Genomic DNA, 12,090 nt, shown 5'->3' with positions numbered 1-12,090 from the left:
GGGCAGCAGCAGCAAGGAAAGGTGAAGGACAGTCATGGCAGAGGGCGATGCTCTTTCCACCCACATCTTCGGCGTACAGCTCGGTGGCTACCTGGTCGAGTCGATCCAGGAGATCAGCGGTCTGACCGTCGAGGAAGAGGTCGTCGAGGTCCGCCAGGTCAGCGCGGAGGGCAAGCAGATCATCCGCAAGCAGCCCGGCGCACGCCAGGCGGGCGAGGTGACGATCACCCGGGGACTCGACAAGAGCAGCGAGTTCACCAAGTGGATCAAGGAGACGCTGAACAACGGCGCCGTCGACACCGCGCGGCAGAACCTCACCATCGAGATCAAGGACTCCACCGGATCGACCGTCCGCCGCATCCAGCTGATGCAGGGCTGGGCCTCCAAGTGGGAGGGCCCCTCCCTCAAGGCCGGCGAGTCCGCGGCGGCCACCGAGTCCGTGACCATCGTGTTCGAGGAGATCATCGTCGAATGAGGCGCCGCACGGTGACCGCGGGCAGCCTGGAGGAGATCCTCCAGGTCACGGCGCCCGCCCAGACCCCGGAGCAGGCGGCGGCACCCCCGGCCGCCGCCGCTCCGGCCCCTCGCGAGGACCACGGGCTGCGCACGGAGTTCGAGTTCGAGCTGCCGCGCGGGTACGTGGACGAGGCGGGCACCGTGCACCGGCACGGTGCGATGCGCCTGGCCACCGCGCGCGACGAGCTCCGCCCGCAGATCGACCTGCGGGTCAAGGAGAACCCGGCGTACCTGAGCGTGGTGCTGCTGAGCCAGGTGATCACCCGGCTCGGCACCATCACCGACGTGCACGCCGGGGTCGTCGAGCGGATGTACGCGACCGACGTCGCGTTCCTCCAGGACTTCTACCGGCGCGTCAACAGCGAGGGCCACACCCGCGCGGCGGTCACCTGCCCGCACTGCGACGGCGGCTTCGAGGTCGACCTCTCCGGTGGGCGCCTGGGGGAATCGTGACGTACGCCCTCCCCCGGCTCCGGGAGGAGATCGCGTACATCGCCTACCACTTCCACTGGCAGCGCGACGAGATCCTCGACCTGACCCACGGCGAGCGCCAGAACTGGGTCACCGAGATAGCTCGTATCAACACCCGTGTGAACGAAGGTGGTTGAACAGATGGCATGGCGGGACAGGCTGCGTCGGCGTGCCGCCGTGCCGGACACCGCGGCCGCGCTGGCGCCGCCGGCGGCGGCGGCGGACCAGAACACGGCTGCCGCACGGGACGTCGCCGTGCCCGGCGACTGGGACGGCGGCTGGCGCATGACCTCGCCGCCCGAACTGACCGTGTCGCGCGCGCCGATGGGCGTCAGTGACGGGCTCGCCTTCCGCTCCGGCCTGGCCGCGTGGCGCGACCCGTCCTTCGACACGGGGCTCGCCCACGCCCTGCTGCCGTCCGCCCCGGCCGGTCTCGTACGCGGGGTCGCCCGCTCCGCCACCGCCCGCCCCACCCACAGCGGCGGCGGCCCCCTGCTCCTGCGGGCGCTGCGCACCGAGCCCGGCGCGGAGGAGCCGGCCGGGCAGACGCAGCCGGTGCGGCCGTCGGCTCCGGGAGCGCCGTCGCGGCGGCGCGACACCCCGCAGATCTCGCGCCGTACGCGACCCGGCGCCCCGTCGTCGGGCATGACGGCGCCCGGCCCGAACCAGTCGGGCACGGACCGGTCCGCACCGGACGCCGTACCCCCGACCCGCGGCGCGGAGCCCGGCACACCGGGTCCGGTGGTCGCGCGTACCACCGCCCGTGGCCGCGCGGGCGCCCCGTCCTCGGGCGCCCCGTCCTCGGGCGCCCCGTCCTCGGGCGCCCCGTCCTCGGGCGCCCCGTCCTCGGGCGCCCCGTCCTCGGGCACGACGCCGCCCGGCCCGAAGCACTCGGGCACGGACCGGTCCGCACCGGGTCCGGTCGTCGCGCGTACCACCGCCCGTGGCGACGCGGGCGCTCCGTCCTCGGGCTCGCGCGGCCCGGCCGCGGATCCGGAGGCGTCCGCATCGGGCGGGAACCCGACCGCGGCGGACGCCGTGGCGCCGTCCCGCGGCAGCGACCGCGCGCGGGCCCGGGCCAAGGACGCCGGTGCCGGCGCGCCCGGCCCCGTCGTCGCGCGTGCCCTCGCACGTGGCGCTGCGGGCACGGTCCGGCCGGATGCCGGGACGTCGGGGGAGGCCGGGGCCGCCACCCGAGGCCTCACGTCCACGCACTCCGCGGCCGTGCTGGGGGCGCCCGCTCCCGCCGTGCAGCGGGCCGCAGTGTCCCCTGCCGATGCCGACCGTACGGCGACGCCTGCGCGGTTCCCGCTGGTCCGCCGCATCGCGGTGGTCCCCGGGGCGTCCGCCGAAGGTGCCCCGGCGGCCCGGACGACGTCCCCGTCCGGTCCTCCCGTCCAGCGCGCCGCGGCGCGCGCATCCGGGTCCGGCGCACCTGCCCGCGCCACCGGGTCCACGCCCGTACGGGCGGCCTCGGATGCCCATCCCGGTCGCACGGGTGAGGAGTCGCCCGCCCCGGAGGCCCGCGGCACCACCCGTACCACCGTGGTCCGGCCGCGCGCCGTCGGCCGTACGCTGACCGTCGCCCGGGTCCCGGCCACGCCCCGGCGACGCGTGTCCGCCGTACGTCCCCCCGAGGCGCCGGACACCGCCCCCGTCCTGCCCGGGGCCGGCTCGGAAACGCCCGTACAGCGTGCGCAGACCCGCGCACCGCTCGGCACACCGCTGACCGAACTGCCGCCCCCCGCCACCGCCACAGCGACCCCCGTCCCCGCGCCCGCATCGGCCCCCGCCATGCCCACGGTGCAGCGCCAGGCAGAACCCACACCCCCGCAGACCCGCGCCCCGCTCGGTGCGCCGCTGACCGAACTGCCGCCCCAGACCACGGCAACCCAGGCATCGGCGCCCGCTCCCGCCATGCCCACGGTGCAGCGCCAAACGGAACCCACGCCCCCGCAGACGCCGGTGCAGCGGGCACGCACACGCGCACCGCTCGGCGCGCCGCTGACCGAACTGCCGCCCACCGCCACAACGACCCCCGTCACCGCCGCCGCACCCGCCGCCTCCCCTGCCATGCCCACGGTGCAGCGCCAGGCCGAACCCGCACCCCCGCAGACGCGCCCACCTCTCGGCGCGCCCCTCACCGAACTACCGCCCACGGCCACAGCGGCCCCAGGACCCACACCGGCATCGGCGCCCGCACCGGCAACCGCACCCGCCATGCCCACGGTGCAGCGCCAGGCAGAACCGACCGGCCGGCCGGACCCCGCCCCGGAACGGCCGGAACGGTCTGCGCCGCGCGTACGCACCGGCCTGGGGGCGCCCCTGCCCTCGCTGCCACCGAGCGCCGCCGTGCCCACGTCCGTCTCCTCCCGGTCCCGCGCCGCGCGGCCCCAGGCGCCGTCCGTCCACGCGCCTGTGCTGGGCGCCGGCGACGTGCAGCGCCGTACCGCCGTACCCTCCGCGGCCGCCGGCGGCCCGGCCGGTACTCCCCCGCTCGTCCAGCGGGCCACCGCCACCCCGCAGGGCAAGGGCATCGGCCCGGTCCCGCTCGTCGTGGCACGTGCCGTCGCCGACCGGAGCGGAACCCCGCACCACGAGCGCGCCGACACCGCGACGGCCGCGCCGTACGCGCCCCGCACCCTCCAGCTCCTGGCGGCACGGCCGCTGACCCTCGGCACCGGTGACATGGGAGGCCCCGGAGGCACGGCCGCCCCCGCCCCCCGCCCGGCAGGCCGCCCTGTGGTCCCGGCCCGCTGGTCCGCGCCGTCCACCCCGTCCAGCCCGTCCACCGCACCGCCGCAGATCCAGCGAGCCGCGGACGGGCCACGGGCAGCGGCCTCGCCGACACCCGCGCCGCACGCCCCCGCCCCCGTACCCCCTGGCCACGGCCCGCGTCCCGTGCGCGCCGTGCGCCCGGCATCCGCGTCGTCCGGGGCGGCCTCCGCCGCGGCCGCTCCCCTGCCCGTGACCGGCCCGTACGCACCACCGCTCGTGGTCCAGCCGTCCCCGGCCGCGTCGGCGGCCGGGACCGTACCCGTCGTACGCCCCAGGACACCGGCCCCCGTCGTCGCCCCGGTGGCGACCGGCCCCGCGCCACCGGCGAGCGGCCCGCCTGCGGTACAGCGGGACACGGGCGGGACCACGACCAACAGCGGTCGGACCAACCCCGGTCAGAGCAACCCCGGTCGGACCGACCCCGCTCCGATCGGCGCAGGCAAGACCGCCGCGGCCGGCCGGCCCGAGGGTGCACGCGACGCGGTGCCGCACGGCGGCGACCTCGACCTGGACGACCTGGCACGGCGTCTGCTCGATCCGGTCGCCCGCCTCCTGCGCACCGAGCTGCGGCGCGGCCGGGAACGCGCGGGCAGGCCCTTCGACGGGCGCCGCTGAGAACACGTACGAACGAGAAACGGACGACGGACCGATGACCGACAACATCTTCGCGACAAGCGTGTTCTTCCGGCTGGCGATCGGCGGCAACGACCTGGGCGCCTTCCACACCTGCTCCGGCATGGGCGCCGAGGTCGAGATGGAGAGCTACGCCGAGGGCGGCAACAACGGCTTCACCTGGCAGCTGCCCGGGCGCGTGACCTGGTCGAACATCACCCTCACCCGGCCCGTCACGGCCGACACGGCGAAGATCGGCCGTTGGCTGGACGAGACGCTGCGGCGGGTCGAACCGAAGGACGGCGAGATCGTGGCACTGCGGCCCGACCTGAGCCGGATCATCAGCTGGCAGGTGTTCGGGATCGTCCCGGTGCGCTGGCAGGGGCCGTCCTTCGACCCCGCCAACTCCGCGGCGGCGGTGGAGACCCTGGAGATCGCCCACGCGGGCCTGCTGCCCTCCTGACCCACCGTCACCACCTGCTCCTCGTCCTCGTCCTCGCCGCTCCGGAAGGAAGTCCACGGCATGGCCTCTTCGGCACGCGCCAGCCGCGCCAGGGCCCAGCTCACCCTCAAAGAGCCCCCGGCCTCGGTCGGGGCCAAGCCCGGCGGGACGATCGCCCGGCTCGACCTCCAGTTCAACCCCTCGAAGCTGCAGCTGGGCAAGACCACCGAGTGGCGGCGGTCCCCGTCCCGGATGGCGGGTCAGTCGGCGCTGCCCGAGTTCGTGGGCAGCGGCCCGCGCACCCTGAGCCTCGAAGTGTTCCTGGACGCCACCGCCAAACACGACAACTCGGTGGAGCAGGCGGTGGAGAAGCTGATGAAGGCGTGCGTGCCGACCCCGGCCAGCCTCGGCCGCAAGAAGCCGGCGAGCCCCTGGGTGCGCTTCGAGTGGGGCAGCGCGCGGACGACGTCGTTCGACGGGGTCCTGTCGAACCTGTCGGTGTCGTACACGCTCTTCGACGTGGACGGCAAGCCGCTGCGGGCCACCTGCTCGCTGTCCATCGAGGAGGCGAGCGTCGACCCGCCCGGCCAGAACCCGACCTCCGGCTCACGCACCGCCCGCAGCACCCACACCGTGGTGGCGGGCGACAGTCTGGCCATGCTGGCCTGGCGCGAATACGGCGACGCGACGGCCTGGCGGGCCATCGCCGAGGCCAACGGCATAGACGACCCGATGGCACTCGTCCCCGGCACCGAGCTCGTGGTGCCGGGCACGCGGGACCAGCACGGCGAGGAGGAACAGCGGTGAGCGGGTCCGAACCCGGAGGCCGGTCGTTCGCGGCCGACCCGATCGTAGAGGCCCCCGGCGAACTGCCGCAGACCTGGGCGGCGCAACTGGTGAGCTGCGTGGTGGACGAGAACGTGGGCCTGCCCGACACCGCGGTGCTCACCTACCGCGACCCCGACCACGAGTTCCTGCGCGCCACCGGCATCACCATCGGCACCCCGCTGCGGGTGTCGGTGGCTACCGCGAAGGGGCAGACGCGGGAACGGCTGTTCAACGGCGAGGTCACGGCCCTGGAGATCGACCGGGACCGCACCGGCTCGTTCACCGTCGTACGCGCCTATTCCAAGGCGCACCGGCTCCAGCGCGGCCGCAAGGTCGTGGCGTACCGGAACATGACGACCGCCGCCATCGTCCGCAAGGTGGCGGCCGGAGCCGGACTCGCCGTCGGGAAGGTGGAGGCCGCTCCGGTCACGTACAAGCAGCTGTCCCAGGCGAACGTCTCCGACTGGGACTTCCTCCAGTACCTCGCCGGCGAGAGCGGCGCGCAGGTGCGCGTCGACGACAAGGGGCTGCTCCAGTTCACCCGGCCCGTGAAGGCGTCGGGGGCGCCCGCCCCGTCGACGTCGGCGGTGCGCGACCCGATGGTCCTGGAGTACGGGCGGAACCTCCTCGCCCTGCGGGCCGCGCTGTCGGCAGCCGACGGCGCCTCGAAGGTGCAGGTACGCGGCTGGGACGTGACCACGAAGCGGCCGCTCGTCGCCGAACACCCGTCCGTGGTCAGCGACACGGTGGTTCCGGGCCTCGGCCCGCAGACCGCCGCCCGGTTCGGGGCGGCGGCCGTGTCCGTCACCGACACCCCCTACCGCACGCAGGCCGAGACGACGGCGGTCGCGAAGGCGGCGGCGGCCCAGATCAGCGCCGGTTTCGGCGAGTTGGAGGCGGTGGCCGAGGGGAACCCGCTGCTGCGGGCCGGCAAGCCGGTGGCCCTCGGCAACGTCGGGCAGGCGTTCTCCGGCCGGTACACGGCCACGGCCGTGCAGCACGTCCTGGAGCCGCACGGCGGCTTCCGCACGACCGTGTGGGTCAGCGCCAGCCCGGACCGCTCCCTGACCGGCCTCGTGACCGGCGCCAACGCGCCGGGTCGCGGGCCGCGCATCCCCGGCCTTGCGATCGGCGTGGTGACGGACGTGCGCGAACCGAACGGCTCCGAACGCGGCGCGGTGCGGCTGAAGTTGCCCTGGCTGGACGACACCTACGTCACGGACTGGGTGCGCACCGTCCAGTGGGGCGGCAAGGGCGGCGGCGGGGTGGTGAGCCCCGAGGTCAACGACGAGGTGCTGGTCGGGTTCGAGCAGGGCCTGCTCGACAGCCCGTACGTCATCGGCGGGCTCTACAACGGCGTGGACAAACCCTCACCGCACGACGTGCCGCTGATCGACAAGACCAGCGGCAAGGTCAACCGCCGCTCGATCGTGTCGCGTTCGGGCCACCGCGTGGAACTGCTGGACGCGGCGGCGCCCGGCCCCTCCGGGCTGCGGCTGGTGACCGGGGACGAACGGCTCGAAGTACGCATGGACGACCGGCGGGACCGGATCGAGCTCACCGTGTACGCGGGCCGGGGCCGTCCCCTGACCTCGGTCCTGCTGGACAAGAGCGGCATCACGCTGGACGCCCGGAAGGGCACCGTGAAGGTGTCCGGCCGCCAGGTGGACATCGACGGCACCGCCGGGGTCAGCATCGGCGGCCGGTCGGTCAAGGTGAACGGCACCACGGACGTCACCGTCAACGGCGGCCTGCTCGCCGTCCTCAAGGCCCGGCTCATCCGGATCAACTGAGCCCCGTACCCGCATGCCCATGCCCCTTGCACCACGACCGCCTTCCCCGAGGAGCACCCGATGCCAGCCGCAGCCCGTACCGGCGACCCCACCAACCACGGTGGTCGGCTCGCCACACCGCCGCCCGGGGCCGCCGCGGCGGTGGCGACGGTGCTGATCGGCGGCCGTCCCGCCGCCGTCGTGGGCAGCCTGCACGTCTGCGTGGTCCCGCCGCACGCGGCCATGGGCCCGGCCAACGTGATCATGCCCAACCCGGCCGCCCTCACCGCGGGCGCGGTGCTCATCGGCGGGCTGCCCGCCGCGCGGGCGCGCGACCAGACCGCGTGCGGCGCGATGGTCCTGACCGGCGCCCCGAACGTCCTGATCGGGGGCGTGTGATGAGCGAACGGTTCATCGGGCGCGGCTGGGCCTTCCCCCTGCGGGTCGGACCGACCGGCGGGATAGCCATGGTCGAGCGGGAGCGCGAGCTGGAGGAGGCCATCCGCCTGGTGCTGGGCACCGCGCCCGGCGAACGGCCGATGCGGCCCGAATTCGGCTGCGGCATCCACGAGTACGTCTTCGCCCCCGGCGACGGCGACACCGCCGGCCGGGTCGCCCAGCAGGTGCGCGAGGCACTGGAACGGTGGGAGCCCAGGATCGCGGTCGACGAGGTCGTCGTGGCCTTCGACGCCGTCGAGGCGGGCACCCTCTACATCGATGTGCACTACACGGTGCGCACCACCAACGACCGGCGCAACCTGGTCTTCCCCTTCTACACGATCCCCTCCGAGGAGGGGGCCGAGGAAATGGTCGCGGACTGATGGCCCTGCCCTCCCCCAACCTGGACGACCGACGGTTCCAGCAGCTCGTCGACGAGGCGAAGCGGTACGTGCAGCAGCGCGCCCCGGAGTGGACCGACCACAACGTCTCCGACCCGGGCGTCACCCTCATCGAGACGTTCGCCTACCTCGTGGACCAGCTGCTGTACCGGCTGAACCGGGTCCCGGACAAGAACTACCTGGCGTTCCTCGACCTGTTGGGCATCCAGCTGTACCCGCCCTCGGCCGCCACCGCCGACGTCGACTTCTGGCTGTCCGCCCCGCAGCCCGACACGGTGACGCTGCCCGCGGGCACCGAGGTGACGACCGCGGCCGGCGAGACCGAGGAGGCCGTGGTCTTCGCCACCACCGACGATCTGCGGATCGTGCCCAGCGAGTTGACGCGGCTGGTCGCCGCGCCCCGCACCGGTGAGCCGGCCGACCGGACCGGCGCGCTCGCCGAGGGCCGCGACATACCGTGCTTCCAGGCGACGCCCGAGCCCGGCGACGCCCTGCTCTTCGGCCTGCCGACGGCGGTGCCGCGCTGCGTGGTCGCGGTGCGCCTGGACAGCCGCGTCGAGGGCGTCGGTGTCGACCCGCGCCAGCCCCCGCTGGTGTGGGAGGCGTGGGACGGCGGCCGGTGGCAGCGCTGCGCGACGGACTCCGACAGCACCGGCGGCCTGAACCGGCCCGGCGAGATCATCGTGTACGTACCGGCCGGGCACACCGCGTCGGTGATCAGCGGTACCCGCGCGGGCTGGCTGCGCTGCCGGGTCACCGAGCCCGAGCCCGGCCAGCCGTTCTACTCGGAGTCACCGACCGTGCGCGAGGCCGCCGTCTTCACCGTCGGCGGCACCATGACCGTGGAGCACGCCGAGCGGGTGGCCTACGTACCGCTCGGCGCGTCGGAGGGCGTGGCGGGGCAGAGCTTCCGCCTCGGCCGCCCGCCCGTGCTGCTCGACGGGGAGCCCCCGGTGGTGGAGGTGTCCTCCCCCGAGGGCTGGCAGCGCTGGGACGTGGTGGAGCACTTCGGCCGCTCGGGGCCCGACGACCGGCACGTCCGTGTGGACGCCACCACCGGCGAGTTCTCCTTCCCGCCGGTGCTGCGCGAGGCCGACGGCACCCTGCGCCCCTGCGGCGCCGTACCGCCCAAGGGCTCCCAGGTCCGCGTGGCCCGCTACCGCACGGGCGGCGGCCCGGCGGGCAACGTCTCGCGCGGCGCGATCTCCGTACTGCGCAGCTCCGTCCCGTACGTCGCCCGGGTCACCAACCGGGAGGCGGCGCGCGGCGGTGTCGCCGGGGAGACGATCGACAACGCCAAGCTGCGGGCCCCGGAGGCGCTGCGCATGCAGGAGCGCGCGGTGACCGCCGAGGACTACGAGATCATCGCCCGCCGGGCGGCGCCCTCGGTGCGCCGGGTCCGCTGCATGCCCGCCACGGACGGCGGCGGCGCGGGCGCGGTACGGGTCCTGGTGGTGCCGGACGCGGTCGCCGACGAGGGCGACCGGATCCGCTTCGAGCAGCTGATCCCTTCCGACCAGGTCCTCACCGCGATCACCACGAGCCTCGACGAACGGCGCCTGATCGGCACCAGCCTCGTCGTGGAACCGCCCGTCTACCAGGGCGTCACCGTGGTCGCCCGGCTGTCGGCGCCCGCTGGGGACGCCGACCGGGTGCGCGACGCGGCGCTCGCCGCGCTGTTCCGGCACCTCAACCCGCTGCACGGCGGGCCCGACGGAACCGGCTGGCCGTTCGGGCGGCCCGTCCAGTACGGCGAGGTGTTCGGCGTACTGCAACGCGCCATCGGGGACGTCCTGGTGGAGGAGATCCGCATGTTCGCCGCCGACCCGATCACCGGGCGGCGCGGCGCCCCGGTCGACCGCATCGACATCGGCGCGGGCACGCTGGTCTTCTCCTACCAGCACCAGGTGGTCGTGACGGCGCCGGAGCCGGGGGCGCGCGGATGAGCCGGGCCGCCGTCCCCGGCCTGCCCAGCAGGCACCCGATCGGCGAGCAGCTGCCCGCGCTGTACGCCGACGACGACTTCGCCCAGCGGTTCACGGCCGGGCTGGACACGGTCCTGGCCCCGGTGTTCACGACCCTCGACAACCTGCCCTCGTACTTCGACCCGCGGCTGGCCCCGGCCGACTTCCTGTCCTGGCTGGCCTCCTGGGTCGGCGGCGCGGACGACCCCGACTGGCCGACCGCACTGCGGCGCGAGGCGGTGGCACGCGCGGTGGAACTGCACCGGTGGCGCGGCACCCGGCGCGGCCTGACCGAGGCCCTGCGCCTGGTGCTGGGCGTGTCCGCCGAGGTCAGCGGGGACGGCACAGCCACCTGGTCCCGTACGGCCGGTGCCGAGCCGCCGCCTCCCCCGGCCGGCGAGGTCCTGGTACGGGTGTGGCCGCGCGGCACGGGAGAGGCGTACGAGGTGGACGTGGACCGGGTCCGCTCGCTCGTCCGCACCCTGTGCCCGGTTCATACGGTCTGCCGGGTGGAGGTCCTGCCCGGGCCGCCCGCAGGTGAAGGGAGCTGATGGCATTGCGTGCGTGTCCCGTGTGCGGTGCGTCCAACGGCGTGACGGACGATTTCTGCGGCAACTGCGGCGCCTACCTGGGCTGGTCGGACTCCACCCCCGCGCGGGGTGCGGCAGGGACGACCCCGAACACCGCCCCGGCTGCCCCTCCTGCGGGTGCGGGGGACGCGGTTCCCGAACGGGTGGACTCCCGGCCGCCCGCTGCCGCGGAGGGCGGCCCGCCCGCCCCCTCGGCAGCGGAGCCGGCCCCGCCCGCGCCCGTCGGCGCACAGTCCGCGCCGTCCGCGCCCTCCGCCCCGTCCACGCCGTCCGCCCCGCCCGCGCCCTCGGGGGCAGCCCCCTCCCCGTCGGAGCCTGATCCGCCGCGGACACCGCTCCCGACGGCCCGTGCGGCGGGCGGGGAGGACCGGACCCGACCCGGAACGGCGCCCGCCGCTCGGCCACCCGCCGTCCCCCAGGCCGCCGTCCCCGAGGCCGTCGCCCCCGAGGCCGTCGCGCCGCAGGCATCGGCGTCCCCGCAGCCCGTGCGGCCCGCGAAGGCCGTCGCGCCGCGCCCGGTCGTGCGTGCCCCTGTGGTGAGCGACGACGTGGCCGGGGTGCCGTGTCCCTCCTGCGGCACGCCCAACCCGTCGGACCGCCGCTTCTGCCGCCGCTGCGCGGCGCCGCTGACAAGCGGCGCCGCACCAGCTCCCCTGCCGTGGTGGCGGACGATCTGGCCGCTGCGCCGCCGCACGCGGGCGGGGTCGGGCCGGATGGTGCGCTTCCTGGTGATCCTGGCCGTGGTGCTGGCCCTGTGCGCGGCCGGCTTCCTGATGCTGCCGGCCGGACGCCACCTGATCGAGGACACCCGGGACAAGCTCGGCAAGGCCAAGGCGGTGACCCCGACCCGCGTCGAGGCGAGCGCCGAGCTGCCCGGGCACCCGGTGAGCCACAGCACGGACGGGCTCAGCAACCGCTACTGGGGCGTGCCCGGCCCCGGTGCCTCGGCGACGTACACCTTCGCCAAGCCGTTCCGCCTGGTCGACGTGATCATCACCAACGGCGCCTCGTCCTCACCCGAGGAGTACGCGAACCAGGGGCGGGCGCTCCAGATCGACATGGAAGTGACGGCACAGGACGGCCAGAAGGTCCGCAAGCAGCTCACCCTGAGCGACAAACCCGGTCCACAGACGTTCCCCACCGGCATCAGCGACGTCACGGCGATCCGCCTGACCCTCGACGCACCCGCCGGGTCGGCCCCGGACCGCCATGTCGCCCTGGCGGAGGTGGAGTTCTTCCAGCGCAGCTGACCGCCCGGCCGGTCAGGCGTGGTTGACC

At 75.2% G+C, this 12,090-nt stretch carries 12 protein-coding genes; all 12 read left to right on the top strand.

The window, feature by feature from the left end; all coding sequences use genetic code 11:
* The first annotated feature begins 34 nt into the window (after window positions 1-34).
* The 12 genes from OG737_RS23295 to OG737_RS23240 are packed head-to-tail and all read left to right on the top strand — an operon-like array spanning window position 35 to window position 12,062.
* Complete coding sequence (locus OG737_RS23295) at window positions 35-475, top strand: phage tail protein (protein ID WP_388557119.1); 441 nt, start codon at window positions 35-37, stop codon at window positions 473-475.
* Window positions 472-969 carry a hypothetical protein gene (locus tag OG737_RS23290; protein WP_328928063.1) on the top strand — a complete coding sequence of 166 codons (498 nt, stop codon included), beginning with the start codon at window positions 472-474 and terminating at the stop codon, window positions 967-969. Before OG737_RS23295 ends, OG737_RS23290 begins: the two co-directional genes overlap by 4 nt.
* Complete coding sequence (locus tag OG737_RS23285; RefSeq protein ID WP_328928062.1) at window positions 966-1,124, top strand: DUF6760 family protein; 159 nt, start codon at window positions 966-968, stop codon at window positions 1,122-1,124. Before OG737_RS23290 ends, OG737_RS23285 begins: the two co-directional genes overlap by 4 nt.
* A gap of 4 nt (window positions 1,125-1,128) precedes the next feature.
* Window positions 1,129-4,380 (top strand): hypothetical protein, encoded by a 3,252-nt coding sequence (locus OG737_RS23280; protein ID WP_405921933.1) that lies wholly within the window; start codon window positions 1,129-1,131, stop codon window positions 4,378-4,380.
* Window positions 4,381-4,414: 34 nt separating this feature from the next.
* A complete protein-coding gene (locus OG737_RS23275) occupies window positions 4,415-4,840 on the top strand; it encodes a phage tail protein (RefSeq protein WP_030664136.1) in 426 nt (141 codons plus the stop codon).
* A gap of 60 nt (window positions 4,841-4,900) precedes the next feature.
* Window positions 4,901-5,626: a LysM peptidoglycan-binding domain-containing protein gene (locus OG737_RS23270; protein WP_328928060.1), complete on the top strand. Its 726-nt coding sequence runs from the start codon at window positions 4,901-4,903 to the stop codon at window positions 5,624-5,626.
* Entirely contained in the window at window positions 5,623-7,440 is a 1,818-nt protein-coding gene (locus OG737_RS23265; protein ID WP_328928059.1) for a VgrG-related protein, read from the top strand. The genes OG737_RS23270 and OG737_RS23265 overlap by 4 nt, the downstream gene beginning before the upstream one ends.
* A 60-nt stretch (window positions 7,441-7,500) precedes the next feature.
* Window positions 7,501-7,818 (top strand): PAAR domain-containing protein, encoded by a 318-nt coding sequence (locus OG737_RS23260; protein WP_328928058.1) that lies wholly within the window; start codon window positions 7,501-7,503, stop codon window positions 7,816-7,818.
* The gene (locus OG737_RS23255; RefSeq protein WP_190184825.1) at window positions 7,818-8,240 is read left to right on the top strand and encodes a GPW/gp25 family protein; all 423 of its coding nucleotides are present in this window, start codon (window positions 7,818-7,820) and stop codon (window positions 8,238-8,240) included. The genes OG737_RS23260 and OG737_RS23255 overlap by 1 nt, the downstream gene beginning before the upstream one ends.
* On the top strand, window positions 8,240-10,204 hold the full coding sequence (locus OG737_RS23250; protein ID WP_405921932.1) for a putative baseplate assembly protein: 1,965 nt from the start codon (window positions 8,240-8,242) through the stop codon (window positions 10,202-10,204). Before OG737_RS23255 ends, OG737_RS23250 begins: the two co-directional genes overlap by 1 nt.
* Window positions 10,201-10,773: a phage tail protein gene (locus tag OG737_RS23245; RefSeq protein WP_405921931.1), complete on the top strand. Its 573-nt coding sequence runs from the start codon at window positions 10,201-10,203 to the stop codon at window positions 10,771-10,773. Before OG737_RS23250 ends, OG737_RS23245 begins: the two co-directional genes overlap by 4 nt.
* 41 nt (window positions 10,774-10,814) lie before the next feature.
* The gene (locus tag OG737_RS23240; protein WP_405921930.1) at window positions 10,815-12,062 is read left to right on the top strand and encodes an NADase-type glycan-binding domain-containing protein; all 1,248 of its coding nucleotides are present in this window, start codon (window positions 10,815-10,817) and stop codon (window positions 12,060-12,062) included.
* Window positions 12,063-12,090: the final 28 nt, after the last annotated feature.

This window comes from Streptomyces sp. NBC_00122, from assembly GCF_045160845.1.
Lineage (GTDB): Bacteria > Actinomycetota > Actinomycetes > Streptomycetales > Streptomycetaceae > Streptomyces.
The sequence above is the reverse complement of the archived record's forward strand: the minus strand, read 5'-3'. Positions and strand labels throughout refer to the sequence as shown.